Source organism: Microvirga pakistanensis, from assembly GCF_004458765.1.
Taxonomy (GTDB): domain Bacteria; phylum Pseudomonadota; class Alphaproteobacteria; order Rhizobiales; family Beijerinckiaceae; genus Microvirga; species Microvirga pakistanensis.
This window is the reverse complement of the sequence record NZ_SPJX01000491.1, coordinates 40,173-59,168: the sequence shown is the minus strand read 5'-3', so window position 1 is coordinate 59,168 and position 18,996 is coordinate 40,173. Positions and strand designations below refer to the sequence as shown.

The window sequence follows — 18,996 nt, the reverse complement described above, 5'->3', positions numbered from 1 at the left end:
ACCAGATGTCCTCCATCAGCTCGCTGTCCCGCTCCCCGACGTCCAAGAAGCAGGCGGCTTCGGTCGAATTCCGCAACGTGACGAAACGTTACGGCAGCGTCACCGCCGTGGACGACGTGTCCTTCACCATCGAGCCGGGTCAGCTCGTGACGCTGCTCGGCCCCTCCGGCTGCGGCAAGACCACGACGCTGCGCATGATCGCGGGGCTCGAAATGGCGAGCGAGGGCCAGATCCTGATCGGCGGGCGCGACGTGACCCGCCTCTCTGCCGCCGACCGCGACGTGAGCATGGTGTTCCAGTCCTATGCGCTCTTCCCGCATATGTCGGTTCTGGAGAATGTGGCCTATGGACCGACCGTCCAGGGCATCTCGAAGAAGAATGCCCATGACATGGCGATGGAGAAGCTCGCCCTGATCGGTCTGAAGGGCCTGGAGAACCGCGCGCCCTCGGAGCTCTCCGGCGGTCAGCAGCAGCGCGTCGCCGTCGCACGCGCCCTCGTGCTGGAGCCTCAGGTGCTGCTGTTCGACGAGCCCCTGTCGAACCTGGACGCCAAGCTGCGGCGCCGCGTGCGCGAGGATATCCGCGAACTGCAGCAGAGCCTCAACCTCACCGTCGCCTATGTCACCCACGACCAGGAAGAGGCGCTCGCCGTCTCCGACCGCATCATCGTGATGTCGAACGCCCGCATCGCGCAGACGGGCACGCCGCGCGAGCTCTACGAGGAGCCGGCGGACCTGTTCGTCGCCGACTTCATCGGGGACGCCAATATCATCTCCGGCGAGGTCGTCGACGGCGCGGGAGAGACGGCCCATGTGAGGATCGGCGGGATCAGCCTCCAGCTTCCTCGCCGCGGTGTGGGCCAGGGGCCCGTGAAGCTCGCCGTTCGCCCCGACGCGATCACGCTGGACGACACCTCCACGGGCGCCGGCAAGGCTGCGGGCACGGTCAGGAAGGCATCCTATCTCGGCACCCAGGTGGAGTACGAGGTGGAGAGCCCCATCGGGAACCTCTTCATCGTCCAGTACGGCCGCAAGGACCCGATCGCTCCTGGCACCCCGGTCGCGATCTCCTTCGCCACGCAGCGCGGGATCGCGATCATTCCCGGAGCCTGACGCCTCGCCGGGAATGCTCTCGCCCATCGTGCGGACCCGGAGGACCGCGTCAGCGACCCGCAGCAGACGATGCGCCCGCCTAAGAGCGGAGCATCGGATTGATCCCAAAAGTGCAAATCCACTTTTCTCGTCCGATGCTCTAGACGGCCCCCTCATCCGGAATGTTGAGGATCGTGCCGCAGGCCTTGCAATGAACCGCGTCCCTGTCATGCCGCTGCAATCCGCAGACCGGGCAGGCATGGCGCACCTTGTTGGGCCGGAGCAGAACCTGAACGAGGCGCAGGAACAGCGTCACGCCGAAGATCATGATGACGACCGAGAGCAGGTGTCCCAGCGTGCCTGTGAGCGTGATGTCGCCGAACCCGGTCGTGGTGAGCGCCGCGATGGTGAAATAGAGCGCATCCACGTAGTTGCGGATCTCTCCGTTGGTCCAGCGCTGGGTCTCGTACACGAATCCCGTCATGATGAAGATGAAGACGCCGAGATTGACGGTCGCGATGATCAGCTCCTCATTGTGCCGGAAGAACGCGCTGTCCGCGCGCAGCCGCGCCAGGAGCTGGTAGGTTCGCAGGAGTCGCACCGTGCGCAGGATCCGCAGGAACCCGATGCCTTCGCCGACCACGGGTGCCAGGAAAGAGATGATGGAGGCGATGTCGGCGAGGGTGACTGGATGGGCGAGATCCCGCCACCGGTTGCGGCTGATGACGATCCGGGCCAGGAAGTCGGCCAGAACCGCCAGGCCGATTGCCACATCAACCCACTCCGTGACCTCATCACGCGGCAGGAACGACGTGACGACGATGAAGAGAATGGTCGCGGTATCGAAGAGGAGAAGTCCATAGCGAAAGCGATGAGCCTCGGGAGAACCGCCTTCGTACAGGAACCTGAGCCTCTCGACCGATCTCCCGCAGGAGGCTGCAAAGGCTTGGCGAAGGTTTCGAGACTGCATGGAAATCGCGTTTCTTTCGGTTCCCGGACCCTCACATTATCTATATGGCAGACCTGCAATTCCAGCAGGGTGTCTTTCGAAACGAAGCGGTTTAGGGATGTCCCGCAGATTTTCACGAGATGGACGAATGCTCAAAGCCTTGATTTTCGACATGGACGGCACCCTGGTTCACAGTGATCCGGTCCATTTGCGGGCGTTTTCCGAGGTCCTGAAGCCTGAAGGCGTCAGAATCGATGAAGAGATCTATCGCTCCACGATCATCGGCCGGACGAACGAGGCCATCTTCGCCAGCCTTCTTCCCGGTCGTTCGGCGGAGGAGCATGTCGCCTTCGCGGACGAGAAGGAGGCAACCTTCCGCCGCTTGGCGCTGGAGCTGAAGCCGCTGGACGGCCTTATCGACCTTCTCGACTGGGCGGACCAGCGTGGGATCAAGATCGCGCTCGTGACCAATGCCCCCCGCCTGAACGCGGAGCACATGCTCGACGTCCTGGGGGTCACGGAGCGGTTCCCGGTCCAGATCACGATCGAGCAGGTGGAGCGCGGGAAGCCGGATCCGCTTCCCTATCTCACCGCCCTGGAACGGCTCGGCGTGCATGCGAGCGACGCCATCGCCTTCGAGGATTCTCCCTCGGGTATGAGGGCCGCCAAGGCGGCTGGCCTCTACTCGTTCGGAATCCTGACCGGCCTGACCGCGCGTGAGATGCGTGACATCGGCGCCGATGCGACCATCGAGGACTTCCACGCCGCCGCGCTCTGGGATGAGCTGAACAGCAGGGCGGCTGCCTGAGGTCAGGCTCAGGCGCCGTCGGCTCCCGGCCCATGGCCGGTGGCCTCGTCGAAGCGCCGCCGCGCCTCTAGAATGTGGTCCCGGTTCTCGATGGCCCACGAGCCCAGCGCCCGCACAGTGTTGAGCAGACTGCAACCCAGCTCTGTGAGCCGGTACTCCACTCGCGGCGGGATCGTGGGATAGATCTTGCGCGTGACGAGCCCATCACGCTCCAACCCACGAAGCGTCAGGGTCAGCATGCGCTGCGAGATTCCCCCGACATCACGGCGTAACTCATTGAACCTCTTAGGCTCACCCCCAAGCTGCACCACAACCTGGACGCTCCACTTGTCGCCGACCCGGGAGAGAATTTCCGTGACCGTGCGGCAGTCGGTGGGCACATGGATGTGACTGGGTGTCATGAAAGTGCCTCCTTGCAAGGAACCCGGCAAGTTACCTAATGAGCCTCGGTTACGTAAGGTAACCTAAGGCCTGTTCCCGCCGCTTGCAAATTCAGGATATCAGATGACGCTCAAGCTTCACACCATCGTGGCCAGCACGCGCCCCGGCCGCATCGGTCCCGGCATCGCGCAGTGGTTCAACGACTTTGCCGCCGAGCACGGCAAGTTCGACCCTGTCCTGGTTGATCTCGCTGAGTTCAACTTGCCCGTCTTCGACGAGCCTGAGCATCCGCGTCTGAGACATTATCACCATGCCCATACCAAGGCCTGGAGCGAAAGCGTCGCCTCTGCGGATGCGTTCGTGTTCGTCACGCCCGAATACAATTTCGGACCGCCGCCGTCGCTCCTGAATGCCCTGAACTATCTGGCGCTTGAGTGGAACTACACGCCCGCCGGCTTCGTGAGCTATGGCGGCATCTCGGGCGGCATGCGCGCCGTCCAGATGACCAAGCAGATTCTCTCAACGTTCAAGGTGATGCCGATTCCGGAAGGCGTGCCGATGCCGATGGTGTTCCAGAACCTGGAGAACGGGAAACTGAAGCCCGCCGACATCTACAATACCTCTGCCGCCACGATGCTGGACGAGTTGCACCGGTGGGCTGAAGGCCTGAAGGCTCTTCGCCGACAGCACAAGGCGTCTCTGGAAACCAAGGCTCAGGCGGCTTGACGCAGCCATCGACATGCAAGGCGTAAGAGGCCTCGCTGACGCGTCAGCGAGGCCTTTTCACGATCAAACCCGCCCGGCGAGTGCATCATCGAAGAGCTTGCGGGCGCTGTCCCTGGTGATCGGCACCGGGTTTCCGCCAGCCGTGGGATCGTTGGGCGCCATTTCCGACATCTCGTCGAAGCGTGCGCTGTCGACTTTCAAGCCCTCGAGCGTGTGGGGCACGCCGAGATCCTTGCGCAGTTGCAGCACCCAGTCGAGGAAAGCCTGGAACGAGGGCTCGAGACCGATATAGGCGGCGAGGCGCTCGATCCTCTTTTCGATGGCCTGGCGGTTATAGACCAGCACATAGGGCATGAAGACCGCGTTAGTCAGTCCGTGATGCGTGTCGTAGAGCGCCCCGGTCGGATGCGAGAGCGCATGGATCGCGCCAAGCCCCTTCTGGAACGCGGTGGCGCCCATGGCGGCGGCCGACATCATCTGCGCCCGTGCCTCGATGTCCTTGCCGTCCCTGTAGGCGCGCGGGAGATATTCCTTCACGAGGCGAATCCCCTCGACGGCGATGCCGTCCGCCATCGGGTGATAGCCCGGTGCGCAATACGCCTCGATGCAATGGGCGAGCGCGTCGAGACCGGTGCCGGCTGTGATGTGCGGCGGCATTCCGACGGTGAGCTCCGGGTCGCAGATCACGATCTTCGGCATCATGAGCGGATGGAAGATCACCTTCTTGGTGTGGGTGGCCTCCTGCGTGATCACGCCCGCGCGCCCGACTTCGGAGCCTGTGCCTGCGGTGGTCGGCACGGCGATGATCGGCTGGATCCCCTTGGGGTCAGCCCGGGTCCACCAGTCGCCGATATCCTCGAAATCCCACATGGGACGGGTCTGGCCCGCCATGAAGGCGATGACCTTGCCGGCATCCAGCGCCGAGCCGCCGCCGAAGGCCACGACACCGTCATGACCGCCCGCCTTCAAGGCCTCGAGACCCCTGTAGACGTTCGTTTCGACCGGGTTCGGCTTGATGTCCGAGAAGATCGCAGCCTTCAGGCCTGCGCCGGTCAGCTGATCCAACGCCGCCTTCGTCATGGTTTGCGTGGCGAGAAACGGATCCGTGACGATGAGCGGGGCCTGCATGCCCACGGCCTTGCAGGCCTCGGCCAGTTCCGCAATGCGGCCTGCGCCGAAGCGGACGGCGGTGGGGTAGTTCCAGTTGGAGCGGGGAGAGGTGGTCATGATGGGTTCGATCAGATCTGACGGAGGTGGTAGGATTTCGGACGGGTGAGCGACTCGTAGGCCAGCCGCGACAGGCTTGCGCCGCGGCCCGTATCCTTCACGCCGGTCCAAGCGAGAGCGGGATCGAGATAGTCGCAGCGGTTCATGAAGACGGTGCCGGTCTCGAGCTTCTCGCCGATGGCTTCGGCCGCATCCACGTCGGAGGTCCAGATCGCCGCCGAGAGGCCATACGCCGAGTCGTTCATGAGGCGGATCGCCTCCTCGTCACCCTTCACCTTCATGATACCGACGGTGGGGCCGAAGCTCTCCTCGCGCATCACGCTCATGGCGTGATCGACGTTGGTCAGAACCTGCGGCGCGAGATAGGCCGTGCCGCCCACGTCCGCCGGGAATTTTCTGGCATCGATATGCGCCGTCGCGCCCTTCGCGACGGCTTCCGCGTTCTGTTCCCGCACGAGATCGGCGAAGCGCTTGTGCGCCATCGGCCCGAGGGTCGTTGCCTCATCCAGCGGATTGCCGAGCACGTATTGGCTCACGAGATCGACGGCGCCTTCGACGAACCGGTCATAATGCTTCTCATGCACATAGATGCGCTCGATTCCGCAGCAGCATTGGCCCGAATTGAAGAAGGCGCCGTCGACCAGGTTCTCGATGGCATGATCGATGTTCGCATCCTCGCGCACGTAAGCCGGGTCCTTGCCGCCGAGTTCGAGGCCAAGCGACGTGAAGGTTCCGGCCGCCGCACGCTCGATGGCGCGACCGCCGCCCACGGAGCCGGTGAAATTGCAGTGATCGACGAGGCCGCCGCTCAGGATGCGAGCCGTCTGATCGTGACTGAGATGCAGGTTCTGGAACAGGCCCTTCGGCAGCCCCGCGCGATCCATCGCCATCTGGAAGCGCTCGCCCGCCAGAACGGTCTGCGAGGCATGCTTCAGAAGCACCGCGTTACCGGCCATGAGAGCCGGCACGATGGTGTTGATCGCCGTGAGATACGGGTAGTTCCAGGGTGCGATCACGAGCACGAGACCGACGGGCTCGCGCTTGATCATGCGGCGGAAGCCCGGCTTCTCGTCGTCCGCGGGGATGCTCTGGAGGCTCCTCTCCGCGATGCGGATCATGTAGCGGGCGCGCTCCTCCACGCCGCGGAACTCGCCGCCATAGCGCACCGGACGTCCCATCATCTGGGCAATCTCGGGCACGACCTCCTGGTTCATGGCGAGCAGCGCGTCGAGGAAGGCCGAAACCTTGCTCGCACGCTCCGCCAGCGGCACGTTGCGCCATGCCACTTGCGCGCTGCGGGCGGAGGAGATCGCCGTATCGATGGCGGCCTCGGACATGACGGGGCGCCGAACCAGCTCGCGCCCGTCGACGGGGGAAATACAGACGATATCGGTATCAGCCATGATCTTTGCATTGAAGGACGATGGTTCGGTGAGAACCATCGTCTTCTCCTGTGTTGAACGTCAAAAAGGCTTTTAGATGATTTCGAAGTAACGGGCGAGCTGCCAGTCGGTGATGGCCTTGCGCGCCTCCCGCTCCTCCCATTCGCGCGTTGCCGCGTAATGATCCACGAAGGTATCGCCGAAGAGCTGGCGCGCGGCCTGCGAGTTCCTCAGCCGCTCGGCGGCCTCGCCCAGGGAGCGCGGCAGGGCCCGCTCTTTGGGGTGTTCCACCGTATAGGCATTGCCCTGGATCGGCTCGCCGGGATCGACGCGGTTCTCAATGCCCCAGAGGCCGGAGCCGATGGCGGCGGCAAGGGCGATATAGGGATTGATGTCGGCGGCGGCGACCCGGTACTCCACGCGCTGCGACTTCTCGGAACCGGGGATGACGCGCAGCGCCGTAGTGCGGTTTTCCACCCCCCAGGCGGAGTCGGTGGGAGCCCAGAAACCCGGAATGAGACGGGTGTAGCTGTTCACCGTGCAGGCCACCATGGCGAGGATCTCGGGCATCAGCTGCTGCTGGCCTCCCACATACCAGCGCATGGTGTCGGACATGCCGTGCTTCGCCTGCCCGTCATAGAACGCGCCCTTGCCCGTCAAGCGGTCGCGCAACGACGAATGCAGGTGGCCCGACTGGCCGGGCCAGTCAGAAGACCATTTGGCCATGAATGTGGCCATCCAGCCGCGCCGCTGGGCCAGGATCTTCGTATAGGTCTTGAACAGAACCGCCTTGTCGGCCGCACGCAGCGCATCGTCGACCCGGATCGCGGCTTCGAGCACGCCGGGGCCGGTTTCGGTGTGCAGACCCTCGATCTCGAAATCCATCCTGTTCGCAAGATCGAGGAGCTCATGGTAGAAATCCGCGTGCACGCCCGAGCGCAGCACCGAATAGCCGAAGAAGCCTGGGGTGATGTTCTTCAGGTTCCGGTAGTCCTTCTCGCGGACGGAATGAGGCGTTTCCTCGAAGAGGAAGAACTCGAACTCCGCTGCGGCCGACACGGCAAAGCCCATATCCTCCGCCTTCTTCAGCACGCGCCGCAGCACGCCGCGTGGACAGGCGGGCTCCGCATAGCCGTCGAACTCCGCCAGGAAGAACGGCAGGTCGTTCTCGAACGGGATGAGGCGCATCGTCTCGGGCAGAACGCGCGCGGTCGCGTCCGGATAGGCGGTGTGCCAGCCGGTCAGCGTGGTGTTGTCGTAGAGCTGATCGTTGGAGTCCCAGCCGAGAACCACGTCGCAGAAGCCGAATCCTTTCTCGAGCGCGGATTCGAACTTGTCGCGGGCCATGTATTTGCCGCGCATGATGCCGTCGACATCGGTCAGCCCGATCTTCACGAAAGGCAGGTCGCGGCTGCGCACATATTCCACGGCATCGGCAGCGTTCTTGATTGTGGGAGCGGTCATGCTCGAAAATCCCAACGAAAAGGTGGAGGGAGCGCACATCGTGCGCGCTCCCGGACTGCGATCAATAGGACCTGTACTCGGCCTCGCCCTTTGTGAGAGCGAACTCCTCCTCCGGCGAGAGGATGAGCTTATGGCGCCCGATCAGCAGGAAATAGGCCATCATCACGGCGTAGTAGATCGCCACGCCGAACACGGCTGTCCGGAACACCGGATCGGTGAACTGGAAGTACAGGGTGACGGCGGCGATCACCATGCAGACGACCGCGCCTGCGATGCCGAACGGGCTCCTGTAGGGCCGCGCCAGATGCGGGAACTTCTTCTTGAGGACGACGTAGGACATGCCCTGCATGAAATAGGCCAGCATGGCGCCTGCGACAGCCATGTTGAGCAATGTGCCGCCGATGACCGTGGCGCCGGCCTCCGATCCCCTGACGAACCAGATGATCAGCATCACGGCAAGGCCCAGCAGCGCACCCGTGATGAGCGCCACATGCGGCGACTTGCGTGTCCCGTGGGTGACCGACAGGAAGGACGGGAAGTAGCCGGCCCGCGAGAGCGAGTAGATCTGCCGCCCGAAGGCGAAGATGATCGTGTGGAACGAGGCGATGAGGCCGATCACGGCGACAGCCGCCAGGATCTTCGCGATATCCGTTCCGAAGAGGGTGCGGAAGCCATCGAGCAGCGGCTCGCCGGATTTCGCGATCCCGAACGACCCCGGTGCGATGCCCGAGTTCAGGAACACCACGCAGAAGGCGGAGACGATCAGCGTGAGGATACCGGCGATGATGCCCTTGGGCATGTCGCGCTGCGGATCGTGGGATTCCTCGGCCGCCAGCGGCAGCTGCTCGATGGCGAGGAACAGCCACACGGCGAACGGCATGGTGGCGAAGATGCCGGCGATGCCCATCGGCAGGAACGGCCCGCCGCCGTTCGGCAGCTCGGCGCCATCGGGGCCGATGTTGAGCGCCCAGCGCGAGAAGTCGAACTGCCCCGAGAGCAGCACCGACACGTAGAACACCACGAGGCATGCCAGGGCCAGCACCGTCACCGTGACGGTCACCTTGAACGAGAGCTCGACGCCGACGATGTTGAGGCCCACGAACAAGGCATAGCAGAGCACCCAGTAGACCGGCTGGAACTCCGGGGCCGTGCCGAAGATCGCCGACAGATACGAGCCGATGAAGAACACGATCACCGCCGGGGTGAGCACGAACTCGATGTTCTCGGCGATACCCGTGATGTATCCCGCCCAGGGCCCCATGGAGGTGCGCGCGAAGGAATAGGCGCCGCCCGTATGCGGCAGGGCCGGCGACATCTCGGCGATCGAGAAGGTGAGGCCCAGATACATGATGGCGATGATGATGGTGGCGAAGAACATGGAGCCGAAACCATTGGCCAACCCGAGGTTCCAGCCTGAGTAATGGCCCGAGATCACGGCCCCGACGCCCAGCGCCCAGAGCGACCAGACGCGCGCGTGGCGCTTGAGACGCCGCGCCTCGAAATAGGTTTCATCCACGGTCGTATAGGTGACGCCGGCGGCATTCTGCGCTCCGGCTGGCGGGGCATGAACCCCTGAACTTCCTTGTCCCAATGACATCGACTCTTCCTCCACGAATAGTCTGCCTCTCGAACCAAAGCGCCTCATGCGCCATGGCATTCCGTTACAGCCTTTGCGCCCCCTCCCTCAAAAGTGGCGCAAGGCGGCGAGCCCACGACGCCTGTCCGTCTTCCGTGCGGATCAGATCATTGCGGATTTCGATCATCAGCGGCGCGAGCCCGCGCCTATCGGCATGGCGCTCGAGGGTGTGGAACACCCGGTCCGCTGGCGAATAGGGTTGGTTCATGCCCACGACGAGCATCGGGTCCTGGCGCAGCCCGCCCTCCACGCTGCGCGCGAAGCGCTCGTCGCGATCGAAGATGAGGCCCACATGCCAGGGACGCGGCACATCGCGGTAAACGGGCGTGAACGAATGGATGGTGACGACGCTGCGCGTCTGCCCCGTCCCCGCGCGAGGCTCGATGAACCGGTCGACTATCCCGTGAAACGCCTCGTACACCTCTCGAACACGATAGGCGCGCTCGGCCGGGTCGAGGTTCTGGTTACCGGGGACGACCGTGCGCTCGCTCAAGGTCCAGATGGAATCGGGCGCCGCCGGATCGCGGTTCAGGTCGAGCACCAGCCGCGAAACGCCCGCATGGATCAGCGGCGCATCGAGAAGCCGCGACAGCTCCTTCGCGACCCCGAGGGCGCCCGGGTCCCAGGCGATATGGCTCTCGAGCTGTTCGGGATCGAGTCCGAGTGTGCCATAACGGCCCGGAAGATGCCTGGAGGCGTGCTCGCAGATGAGGAGAATGGGCGAGCTCCCTTCAGGGTTCTCCACCAGGGCGACCGGCTCGGCCGCCTGGGCGGGCTCGTGGCCGGCCACCATCCGACTCGCATGCATCATGCGGTGCTCCCTTGCTCTGCCGAGGCAGGCCGGTATCCCCCATTCCGACGCTTGGTACGTTTCTTACAGGTTTTGCTTGTTTGAAATTTTTGGTACAGCTTTTGGGTGGCGTCAAGGAGGGAACTGTAACAATCCATCATGAAAAGCGACAGCTCCGTTCCCCATGTCGACCCGCCGAGCCTTGCCGAGCGCATTCGCCTCGAGATGGATTCCTTCACCCCGAGCGAGAAACGGGCGGCGCACATGCTGCTCAGCCATTATCCGTTCGCCGGGCTCGACACAGTCGCGGAGTTCGCCTCCCGGGCCGGAATTTCGGCGCCGTCCGTCCTCCGTTTCGTCACGCGGCTCGGGTTCAGCGGCTTTCCGGAGTTCCAGAAGCACCTGCGCGAGGAGCTGGAGGCGCAACTCCTTTCACCGCTCGCCAAGGCGAGCCCGTCCGACAAGACTCATGGCGCCCCGGCACTGGCCTCCTTCGCCGAATCCGTCATCGGCAACCTGCGCGCGACCGTGGAGAACATCGCCCCCGCCGAGTTCGATGCCGTCGTGGAACTCCTGAGCGATCAGCGTCGCCCCATCCACTTCACGGGCGGCCGCTTCACCGGCGCGTTGGCGCGCTATGCGGAAAGCCATCTTCGCATCGTGCGCAGTCACGTGGACTACATCGAGGGCCAGCCTGTGCTCTGGCGGGACCGGATGATCGAGATCGGCAAGAAGGACGTGATCGTCGCGTTCGACATCCGCCGCTACCAGGAGGACGTGACCGCCCTGTGCGAGGCGGGGGCCAAGCAGGGCGCAACCGTCATCCTGCTGACGGACCCCTGGCTCTCGCCGATCGCCCGGGTGGCCCGCCACGTTCTGCCGGCGCATATCGTGGCGCCCTCGAACTGGGATTCGTCCGCCGGCCTTCTCCTGATCACGGAAGCTCTCGTGGCCGCCGTGACGAAGCGCCTGTGGGAGACCGCGAAGCCCAGAATGGAAGCGGTCGAGCGGCTGCGAAACGAGAAGCCGTAAGCCTCACGCGGCCTTCGTCGCAAGAGACTTGTGCTCGGAAGTCACCGATCCAGCCGATCATGCCCGCCTCTGCAGCCAGCCGATCAGAAACGGCAGAACCAGGCCGATGCCGAGGAAGCGGACGAGATGGTGGATGCCGACGTAAAGCGGATCCAGGCCGAGCACGAGCGCCAGCACGGTCATGGCTTCGAGGCCGCCGGGCGCAAAGGCCACGAGGCTGTTGGCGAAGCTCACGCCCGCGACCCAGGCCGCGAGGGCGGAGAAGATCACGGCAATGGCCATGCCGACGGAAAACGAGCCCAAGGCCGCGACGATCGCGCGCTTCAAGGTGGAGCGTCGGATGTTGCGGAAACGCTCTGCGATGAAGAGGCCGATCAGCACGAGGCCGCCGGTTGCAATCACGGGCGGAATGACGCCGGTGACGATTTCGGTTCCGTGACTGACCGAGCTGACGATCATCGCGCCCAGCAGAATGGGAGCGGCAACCTTGAGCCTCCTGAGGAGGAAACCAAGGGCGAGCCCGCCGAACAGGATGATGGCCAACCCGCCCGGGCTTTCGATAGGCATGCCCTGGCCAATCAGCGCATTCGTCTGCCCACCTCCCCCGATTGCCACGATGACGCTCGGCAGAAGCGCGATCAGCACGAAAAGACGCACGTTCTGCACAATCGCGACGGAGGGCACGTCCGCCTTGCGATTCGCGGCAACGGCGAGCACCGTCGAGAGGGCGCCGGGCACCGAGGCCAGCAGGGCATCGGCCGGCCGCCAGCCTAAGACGCGCGTCAGCCAGAGCGTGGACGTCAACGAGATCGCCGCAACGCCGGCAACCAGCAGCACGAGACTGCCCGGATAGCGCCCCATGGCGTCGATGGCGGCCGGGGTCACCCCGGCCCCCATGGCCGCCCCGGAGATGAGCATCGCCGCATCGACGAGCGCCCGCGGCATGGGGACGGAGTACCCCGACAGGCCCCACAGGGTTGCCGCGATGGCGGCGCCCGAAAGCCATGCGGCCGGCACGCCGAGCCAGTAGAAGAGGAGCCCGCCGCATCCGGCGATCAGGATCTGAGCAATATGTGCGAGAATATGAGGCATATCGTGAACGGTCGGAAGCCTTGAAAGGCCTGACCGCTCAATGAAGCCCCCCGGTCTTCAGGTCAATCGCCGGATTCGCCGACGGGGTATGCATGGCCGGCCTCCTACGCCCGGTGCTCAAGCGACGAGCTTCGGCAGGGCCGCGGCGATGCGCTTCACCGCCTCCTCGAGATCCTCGGCCTTGCGGAGATAGCACAGGCGCAGATAGCCCTCTCCCGCGTCGCCGAAGGCGTTTCCCGGGGCAAGGCCGACATTCGCCTCGTCGATGAGACGGAAGGCGATGGCCTTGGAATCGGTCGCCCCCTTGATCCTCAGGAAGGCATAGAACGCGCCGGTCGGAGCCGGCAGCTCGATCAGACCCGTCTCCGCGAGCCGCTCGACGATGCTGCGGCCGCGCTTGGCGCGGGCGATCTGGTCTGCCAGGAACTCTTCGCCCTGGTCGATGGCCGCGACGCCCGCCCGCTGGATGAAGGTGGGCGTGCCGGAGGTCTGGTACTGAACCAGGTTCTCGATCACCTGACCCAGCTCGGGCGGCGCCTCGAGCCAGCCGAGCCGCCATCCGGTCATCGCCCAGTTCTTCGAGAAGGTCTGGACGAACAGAACCCGGTCCTCCGGCGCCATGACATCGCGGAAGGACGGCGCGCGCCCCTCGACCGCCAGCACGGGGTCGTGGATGAACCGACCATAGATCTCGTCCGCCACGATCCACAATCCACGGCGGCGCGCCATGTCGAGCACGGCGCGCAGATCGTCGTGGCTTGCCGTCCACCCGGTGGGGTTGGAGGGGGAGTTCAACACGACGACGCGGGTGCGAGGGGTGATGGCCTGCTCCAGCCGCTCGACATCGAGGTGCCAGCCCCGGGCATCGATCCTCATGGGCACGGGAACCGGGCGCGCGCCCGCAATCGTGATGGCGCCGACGAAATTCGGCCAGGCGGGGGTCGGGATCAGGACCTCGTCCCCGGTGCCGCATACCATGCGGAAGGCGATCTGCATGGCTGGCATGCCGCCGGACGTGACGAAGAAACGCTCCGGATCGAACGCCTTGCGGTAAACCTTTTCATGATAGCCGGCGATGGCCTGGCGCAGTTCGGGAATGCCGCGCTGATACGTGTAAAAGGTTTCCCCGTCCTTCAGCGAGCGGGCGGCCGCCTCGCAGATGAAGGACGGCGTCGCAAGATCGCCCTCGCCCACCCAGAGCGGAATGATGCCGGGACGCCCTCGTCCATAGGAGAACACATCCACGATGCCGCTGGTGGGAGCCTGCTGGGCTTCCGGCCGGAGGTTTAAGGTCGAGGGTACCGAAACGGATGCGTTCATCTGAGGCTGGTCCTTGCCATGCGGGTGCACAGGGATGGCCCGTCCACCCGCCGAAGGCAAGCCTTCAGGGGACATCCATGACAAGAAGCGAAGAATTCCATCGAAACCTGTGATGGATCACAGGGTGCGGCCCGTTTTCATCAGATCGCGGATTTCCGTGAGCAGCTTCACGTCGGCCGGGATTTCCGGCGGCTTCTCGGCCGTGCCGGTTTTGGCATCCTCTGTGCGGCGCAGGCGGTTCATGCCCTTGACCAGCAGGAACAGAATCCAGGCAATGATGATGAAGTTGATGGCGACCGTGATGAAGTTGCCCCAGGCCAGCACGGCGCCCTGGTTCTTGGCTTCGCTCAAGGCCGTGGCGGTGACCGTGCCGGAGAGAGGCGTGAAGTAGTTCGAGAAATCGAGGCCACCCGTGACGGCTCCGATCATGGGCATGAAGATGTCGCCGACCAGGGAATCGACGATCTTGCCGAAGGCCGCGCCGATGATGATGCCGATGGCCAGATCGACTACATTGCCCCGCAAGGCGAATTGCTTGAACTCGTTCCACATGGCTGGATCCTCTTCGTATGCCTGTCAAGTGGAATAGGTGTCCGGTGGCATGAAGCCGTCAAGGTTGAGGAGCCGGGAGGCGCTGCCAACCCGAGGGCAGACGACCATCGGCAACTCCCTGCCGGCGTACGGGGCCATGGATCCTCGGTTCAGCCCGGCATGCATGGATGGTGGAACGGAGCGGTCGTCACCAGGATGGACGACCGATTCACACCGGCGGAGTGAAGCGCCTTTCCCTGCGCTGTCCTGCCAGTGGCGCTGAGCCTTTCCAGGAGGTAAAGCTGGTTTCCGGATTTCTTGTAAGGGTTCAGGGCATATGGTCGCCACCTGGGCGGTTGTCTTATCGGCGCTGGTCTATCTCTGCTTCCTGTTCACCGTCGCCTATTGGGGCGACAATGCGGGCAGGCGCTTCGTCCAGGGGCCTTGGCGCTCGACCATCTCGGCCCTGGCGCTCGCCGTCTACTGCACCTCCTGGACCTTCTTCGGCTCGGTAGGGCTCGCGAGCCGCTCCGGCCTCGATTTCCTGGCGATCTATATCGGCCCCATTCTTGTGATCACCGTCGGGCATGCTCTCGTCGGACGGGTGATCCACGTCGCCAAGACACAGAACATCTCCTCCATCGCCGACTTCGTCGCGGCCCGCTACGGCAAGAGCGAGCGCGTCGCCGCGATCGTCAGCCTGATCGCGCTCGTGGGCTCGATTCCCTATATCGCGCTCCAGTTGAAGGCGGTCTCGGCCTCGCTCGACGTGTTCATCACGAAATCCAACGGCATGCCCCCGCCGAATCTGCCGTTCATCGGCGATCTCGCGCTCGTCGTCGCTCTCGTGCTCGCAGGCTTCGCGGTCGCCTTCGGCACGCGTCATCCCGACGCCACCGAGCATCAGGACGGGCTCATCATGGCCATCTCGGTCGAGTCCGTCGTGAAGCTCGTGGCGTTTCTCACCGTCGGCGGCTACGTGACCTTCGTGATGTTCGACGGCTACGAAGGCATCACGGAGCGCCTCATCGCGCTCGGGACGACCGACAGCCTGATCGAGCGGACCTCGGGCTTCGGCAGCTACATCACGCTCATTCTTCTCTCGAGCTGCGCCACCCTACTGCTGCCGCGCCAGTTCCATGTGACCGTGGTGGAAAACCACTCCATCCGGGATCTGAAACGGGCGGCCTGGATGTTCCCGCTCTATCTCGTCCTCATCAATCTGTTCGTCATTCCCATCGCCCTTGCGGGACTTGCGATGTTCCCGAGCGACGGGATCGACCGGGACATGACCGTCTTGGCGCTGCCGCTCGCCGACCAGGCCGGCACGATCGCCGTCCTGACCTTCCTCGGCGGGTTCTCCGCCGCCACGGCAATGGTGATCGTCGATTCCGTGGCCGTGGCCGTGATGATTTCCAACCACCTCGTCATGCCGGTCGTTCTGCGCCGGAGGGCTTTCGCGGGCATCGATCCGGGCAACTTCGTCATCGTGGTGCGCCGCATCTCCATCGTGCTCGTGATCCTGCTGGGCTACGCCTATTACCGCGTCTCCGGCGAGGCGGCGCTCGCGGCCATCGGCCTTCTCTCCTTCGCCGCCGTGGCGCAGGTGGCCCCCGCCTTTCTCGGAGGCCTCATCTGGTCGCGCGGCACGGCGCTCGGTGCGAGCGCGGGCCTCATCGTCGGCTTTCTCACCTGGCTTTACACGCTCCTGCTGCCGAGCCTCGTCTGGGACGGCGTGTTCTGGTCGGATGTGGTGGTGTCCGGCCCCTTCGGCATCCAGGTCTTGAAGCCGACCGCCCTCTTCGGCGTGGACCTGCCCCAGCTCACCCACGGGGTCGTCTGGAGCCTGACCCTCAATATTATCTGCTATGTCGCCTTCTCCTTGTGGCGTCCAGCAACGGCGATGGAGCAGATCCAGGCGAATGTCTTCGTGGGCGAGCCGCATGCCTCCGCCGCTCCGAGCTTCCGGCTCTTCCGGGCCAGCGTGACCGTGGACGAGCTGCGCGCAACCGTGTCGCGCTATCTCGGCGAGGAGCGCACGACGCGCTCCTTCGAGGGCTTCAGCCACAGCCGCGGGCAGGCCCTGGAACCCAGGGCTGAGGCCGACATCCATCTCCTGCGCTATGCGGAGCACCTGCTGGCCTCCGCCATCGGCACGGCGTCCTCGCGCCTCGCGCTCTCGCTTCTCCTGCGCCGCCGCACCGTCTCGACCGAAGCCGCACTCAAGCTGCTCGATGATGCATCGGCGGCGATCCAGCACAGCCGCGACCTCCTTCAGCACGCGCTCAATTATGCCAAGCAGGGTATCACGGTGATCGACCGCGACCTGCGGCTTCTCGCCTGGAACCAGGCCTTCATCGATCTCTATGATATGCCGCCCAACTTTGTTCAGGTCGGCATCGGCATGGAGCGCATCGTCCGCTACAACGCCGCACGCGGCTCCTATGGCCCCGGCAAGATCGACGAGCAGGTGGCCGCGCGCCTGCACTCGTTCCAGCATGACGTGGAGCCGGTGCGCCTGAAGCTCTATCCGTCCGGCAAGGTGATCGAGATCCGCTCGAACCTCCTGCCCGACGGCGGTCACGTCACCACCTACACGGATGTCACCGACGCGGTTCTGGCGGAAGAAGAGAGCCGCCGCGCCAACGAGACGCTCGAGCAGCGCGTTCGTGAGCGTACGGAAGAACTGACGCGCCTCAACGAAGCGCTCCGCAGCGCGAAGGCCGAGGCCGACGAGGCCAATATCTCCAAGACACGCTTCCTCGCCGCGGCCTCGCACGACATCCTGCAACCGCTCAATGCCGCCCGCCTCTACGCGACTTCTCTCGTGGAGCGCGACCGCGAGGCTGGCGACGCCACGCTTGCCGAGAACATCGACGCCTCGCTTGATGCGGTGGAGGAAATCCTCACGGCGATTCTCGACATCTCGCGCCTCGACACGGGCGCCATGAAGCCGCAATGGTCGAGCTTCCGCATGGACGAGCTGCTCCGCCAGCTCCAGCGTGAGTTCGACCCCATCGCGAAAGAGAAGGGCCTGAAACTCACCTTCGTGCCCACGTCGCTCACGGTCCGCTCCGACCGGCGCCTGTTGCGCCGTCTGCTGCAGAACCTCATCTCCAACGCCATCAAGTACACCCCGGCCGGCCGCGTCCTCGTGGGTGCACGGCGGCGCGGCTCCCATCTCGTTCTGGAGGTTTGGGATACGGGCCTCGGCATTCCCCCCTCGAAGCAGCGGATCGTCTTCCGGGAATTCCAGCGTCTCGATCAAGGCGCGAAGGCGGCGCGGGGCCTGGGCCTCGGCCTCTCCATCGTGGAGCGCATTGGGCGCGTGATCAAGCACCCGATCAGCCTCAAATCCGAAGTCGGACGCGGCTCGGTGTTCCGCGTCGAGGTGCCGGTCGTGGCGGCGCTGCCCGAGACCGTTGCGGCACCCGAGCCACCAAAGACCATGACGACCGTCCTGTCGGGTTTGCGTGTGCTCGTGATCGACAACGAGCCGGCCATTCTGGAGGGAATGCGGCTTCTGCTCTCAGGCTGGAGCTGCGAGGTGTGGACAGCGTCAGACCTCGAGACGGCACACCAGGTCCTTCGAAACAATAAGGCTCTGCCCGAGGTGATCATCGCCGATTACCATCTCGACGACACCGATGGCCTCGAACTCATCAAGGCTTTGCGCTGGAAGACGCAGGTCAACACGCCTGCGGTTCTCGTCACTGCGGACCGGACGCCGGTGGTGCGCGACGCCGCCGCCGCCATGCACGTCCATGTCCTCAACAAGCCGCTGAAGCCTGCGGCCCTGCGCGCCTTGCTCACGCAGTGGCGCGCCACGCGCGTGGCGGCCGAGTAATCCGATGAAGGATCACGCGCCGAGCGCGTGGTCGACGGCCGCGATCGCGTGGATCGTCGTGGTGTCGAAGAGCGGCACCGCGCTGTCCTCCTCGGACACCAGAAGCATGATCTCGGTGCAGCCGAGAATGACGGCCTCGGCCCCCTTCTGGATCAGGCGCGCGATGATCGCACGGTAGGCCTCCCGGGACTTGGCGTTGATCGTGCCGAGCACGAGTTCCTTGTAGATGACGTCGTGCACCATCTGCCTGTCGGCCGCATCGGGCACGATCACCTCCAGGCCGTGCTTGGCCTGCAGGCGTCCCTTGTAGAAGTCCTGCTCCATGGTGAAGGCGGTGCCGATAAGGCCCACGCGCCTGAAGCCCGCGGCCTTGATTCTCTCGGCGGTCGGGTCGGCGATATGCAGCAGCGGGATACTGACGGACGACGTGATCGCATCCGCCAGACGATGCATCGTGTTGGTGCATAACACGATGAAATCGGCGCCTCCCCGTTCCAGGTGGAGGGCGGCAGTTTTCATCACGTCCGCGAGCTTGTCCCACTCGCCTGCGTGCTGGAGCTGCTTGATCTCGTCGAAATCGACGGACCATAGGAGGCTGCGGGCCGAATGAACGCCGCCCAGGCGCCTGTGCGTCTCCTGGTTGATGATGCGATAATACTCGGCCGAGCTCTCCCAGCTCATCCCGCCGATGAGCCCGATAATTCTCTGCTGCATGTTGGC

The 18,996-nt window shown here is 64.5% G+C and carries 16 protein-coding genes; 5 read left to right on the top strand and 11 right to left on the bottom strand.

The window, feature by feature from the left end; translation table 11 throughout:
• Positions 1 to 5: 5 nt before the first annotated feature.
• Positions 6 to 1,112, top strand: coding sequence for an ABC transporter ATP-binding protein (locus E4K09_RS22285; protein ID WP_134499908.1), 1,107 nt, complete (start codon positions 6 to 8; stop codon positions 1,110 to 1,112).
• A gap of 139 nt (positions 1,113 to 1,251) precedes the next feature.
• On the opposite strand, the gene E4K09_RS22280 is transcribed toward E4K09_RS22285, so the two are convergent.
• Positions 1,252 to 2,061, bottom strand: a complete 810-nt coding sequence (locus E4K09_RS22280) for an ion transporter (RefSeq protein ID WP_134499894.1) — start codon at positions 2,059 to 2,061, stop codon at positions 1,252 to 1,254.
• A gap of 127 nt (positions 2,062 to 2,188) precedes the next feature.
• On the opposite strand from E4K09_RS22280, the gene E4K09_RS22275 reads away from it, so the two are divergent.
• Positions 2,189 to 2,848, top strand: coding sequence for an HAD family hydrolase (locus tag E4K09_RS22275; protein WP_134499893.1), 660 nt, complete (start codon positions 2,189 to 2,191; stop codon positions 2,846 to 2,848).
• An 8-nt stretch (positions 2,849 to 2,856) separates the two neighbouring features.
• Here E4K09_RS22275 and E4K09_RS22270 read toward each other — a convergent pair whose 3' ends face one another.
• Positions 2,857 to 3,249, bottom strand: a complete 393-nt coding sequence (locus E4K09_RS22270) for a winged helix-turn-helix transcriptional regulator (RefSeq protein ID WP_134499892.1) — start codon at positions 3,247 to 3,249, stop codon at positions 2,857 to 2,859.
• A gap of 103 nt (positions 3,250 to 3,352) precedes the next feature.
• Here E4K09_RS22270 and E4K09_RS22265 point away from each other — a divergent pair, with 103 nt between their 5' ends.
• Positions 3,353 to 3,955, top strand: a complete 603-nt coding sequence (locus E4K09_RS22265; protein ID WP_134499891.1) for an NADPH-dependent FMN reductase — start codon at positions 3,353 to 3,355, stop codon at positions 3,953 to 3,955.
• Positions 3,956 to 4,018: 63 nt separating this feature from the next.
• On the opposite strand, the gene E4K09_RS22260 is transcribed toward E4K09_RS22265, so the two are convergent.
• The 5 genes from E4K09_RS22260 to E4K09_RS22240 form a co-directional block, all read right to left on the bottom strand.
• Positions 4,019 to 5,182 (bottom strand): iron-containing alcohol dehydrogenase, encoded by a 1,164-nt coding sequence (locus tag E4K09_RS22260; protein WP_134499890.1) that lies wholly within the window; start codon positions 5,180 to 5,182, stop codon positions 4,019 to 4,021.
• Between the two features lie 11 nt (positions 5,183 to 5,193).
• Positions 5,194 to 6,585 carry an aldehyde dehydrogenase family protein gene (locus tag E4K09_RS22255; protein WP_134499907.1) on the bottom strand — a complete coding sequence of 464 codons (1,392 nt, stop codon included), beginning with the start codon at positions 6,583 to 6,585 and terminating at the stop codon, positions 5,194 to 5,196.
• Between the two features lie 72 nt (positions 6,586 to 6,657).
• The gene (locus E4K09_RS22250; protein ID WP_134499889.1) at positions 6,658 to 8,028 is read right to left on the bottom strand and encodes a glutamine synthetase family protein; all 1,371 of its coding nucleotides are present in this window, start codon (positions 8,026 to 8,028) and stop codon (positions 6,658 to 6,660) included.
• Between the two features lie 61 nt (positions 8,029 to 8,089).
• Positions 8,090 to 9,625, bottom strand: a complete 1,536-nt coding sequence (locus tag E4K09_RS22245) for an amino acid permease (RefSeq protein WP_134499888.1) — start codon at positions 9,623 to 9,625, stop codon at positions 8,090 to 8,092.
• A 64-nt stretch (positions 9,626 to 9,689) separates the two neighbouring features.
• Positions 9,690 to 10,475, bottom strand: coding sequence for an N-formylglutamate amidohydrolase (locus tag E4K09_RS22240; RefSeq protein WP_134499887.1), 786 nt, complete (start codon positions 10,473 to 10,475; stop codon positions 9,690 to 9,692).
• 138 nt (positions 10,476 to 10,613) lie between these two features.
• Between E4K09_RS22240 and E4K09_RS22235 the strand changes: the two genes are divergently transcribed.
• A complete protein-coding gene (locus E4K09_RS22235) occupies positions 10,614 to 11,486 on the top strand; it encodes a MurR/RpiR family transcriptional regulator (protein WP_134499886.1) in 873 nt (290 codons plus the stop codon).
• A 57-nt stretch (positions 11,487 to 11,543) separates the two neighbouring features.
• Here the strand turns inward: E4K09_RS22235 and E4K09_RS22230 are convergent, their stop codons facing one another.
• The 3 genes from E4K09_RS22230 to mscL all read right to left on the bottom strand — a co-directional run bounded on the left by E4K09_RS22230 (position 11,544) and on the right by mscL (position 14,450).
• Complete coding sequence (locus tag E4K09_RS22230) at positions 11,544 to 12,578, bottom strand: AbrB family transcriptional regulator (protein WP_134499885.1); 1,035 nt, start codon at positions 12,576 to 12,578, stop codon at positions 11,544 to 11,546.
• 117 nt (positions 12,579 to 12,695) lie between these two features.
• Complete coding sequence (locus tag E4K09_RS22225) at positions 12,696 to 13,898, bottom strand: pyridoxal phosphate-dependent aminotransferase (RefSeq protein ID WP_134499884.1); 1,203 nt, start codon at positions 13,896 to 13,898, stop codon at positions 12,696 to 12,698.
• A 117-nt stretch (positions 13,899 to 14,015) separates the two neighbouring features.
• A complete protein-coding gene (gene mscL, locus E4K09_RS22220; protein WP_134499883.1) occupies positions 14,016 to 14,450 on the bottom strand; it encodes a large conductance mechanosensitive channel protein MscL in 435 nt (144 codons plus the stop codon).
• A gap of 316 nt (positions 14,451 to 14,766) precedes the next feature.
• Between mscL and E4K09_RS22215 the strand changes: the two genes are divergently transcribed.
• The gene (locus E4K09_RS22215) at positions 14,767 to 18,276 is read left to right on the top strand and encodes a PAS domain-containing hybrid sensor histidine kinase/response regulator (RefSeq protein ID WP_134499882.1); all 3,510 of its coding nucleotides are present in this window, start codon (positions 14,767 to 14,769) and stop codon (positions 18,274 to 18,276) included.
• Between the two features lie 12 nt (positions 18,277 to 18,288).
• Here the strand turns inward: E4K09_RS22215 and E4K09_RS22210 are convergent, their stop codons facing one another.
• Complete coding sequence (locus E4K09_RS22210) at positions 18,289 to 18,990, bottom strand: aspartate/glutamate racemase family protein (protein ID WP_134499881.1); 702 nt, start codon at positions 18,988 to 18,990, stop codon at positions 18,289 to 18,291.
• Between the last annotated feature and the right edge of the window lie 6 nt (positions 18,991 to 18,996).

What these genes read in the sequence shown, in the direction of transcription:
- E4K09_RS22285 (WP_134499908.1), top strand. Translation starts at nt 6, where the DNA reads ATGTCCTCCATCAGCTCGCTGTCCCGCTCCCCGACGTCCAAGAAGCAG.
- E4K09_RS22280 (WP_134499894.1), bottom strand. Translation starts at nt 2,061, where the DNA reads ATGCAGTCTCGAAACCTTCGCCAAGCCTTTGCAGCCTCCTGCGGGAGA.
- E4K09_RS22275 (WP_134499893.1), top strand. Translation starts at nt 2,189, where the DNA reads ATGCTCAAAGCCTTGATTTTCGACATGGACGGCACCCTGGTTCACAGT.
- E4K09_RS22270 (WP_134499892.1), bottom strand. Translation starts at nt 3,249, where the DNA reads ATGACACCCAGTCACATCCATGTGCCCACCGACTGCCGCACGGTCACG.
- E4K09_RS22265 (WP_134499891.1), top strand. Translation starts at nt 3,353, where the DNA reads ATGACGCTCAAGCTTCACACCATCGTGGCCAGCACGCGCCCCGGCCGC.
- E4K09_RS22260 (WP_134499890.1), bottom strand. Translation starts at nt 5,182, where the DNA reads ATGACCACCTCTCCCCGCTCCAACTGGAACTACCCCACCGCCGTCCGC.
- E4K09_RS22255 (WP_134499907.1), bottom strand. Translation starts at nt 6,585, where the DNA reads ATGGCTGATACCGATATCGTCTGTATTTCCCCCGTCGACGGGCGCGAG.
- E4K09_RS22250 (WP_134499889.1), bottom strand. Translation starts at nt 8,028, where the DNA reads ATGACCGCTCCCACAATCAAGAACGCTGCCGATGCCGTGGAATATGTG.
- E4K09_RS22245 (WP_134499888.1), bottom strand. Translation starts at nt 9,625, where the DNA reads ATGTCATTGGGACAAGGAAGTTCAGGGGTTCATGCCCCGCCAGCCGGA.
- E4K09_RS22240 (WP_134499887.1), bottom strand. Translation starts at nt 10,475, where the DNA reads ATGATGCATGCGAGTCGGATGGTGGCCGGCCACGAGCCCGCCCAGGCG.
- E4K09_RS22235 (WP_134499886.1), top strand. Translation starts at nt 10,614, where the DNA reads ATGAAAAGCGACAGCTCCGTTCCCCATGTCGACCCGCCGAGCCTTGCC.
- E4K09_RS22230 (WP_134499885.1), bottom strand. Translation starts at nt 12,578, where the DNA reads ATGCCTCATATTCTCGCACATATTGCTCAGATCCTGATCGCCGGATGC.
- E4K09_RS22225 (WP_134499884.1), bottom strand. Translation starts at nt 13,898, where the DNA reads ATGAACGCATCCGTTTCGGTACCCTCGACCTTAAACCTCCGGCCGGAA.
- mscL (WP_134499883.1), bottom strand. Translation starts at nt 14,450, where the DNA reads ATGTGGAACGAGTTCAAGCAATTCGCCTTGCGGGGCAATGTAGTCGAT.
- E4K09_RS22215 (WP_134499882.1), top strand. Translation starts at nt 14,767, where the DNA reads ATGGTCGCCACCTGGGCGGTTGTCTTATCGGCGCTGGTCTATCTCTGC.
- E4K09_RS22210 (WP_134499881.1), bottom strand. Translation starts at nt 18,990, where the DNA reads ATGCAGCAGAGAATTATCGGGCTCATCGGCGGGATGAGCTGGGAGAGC.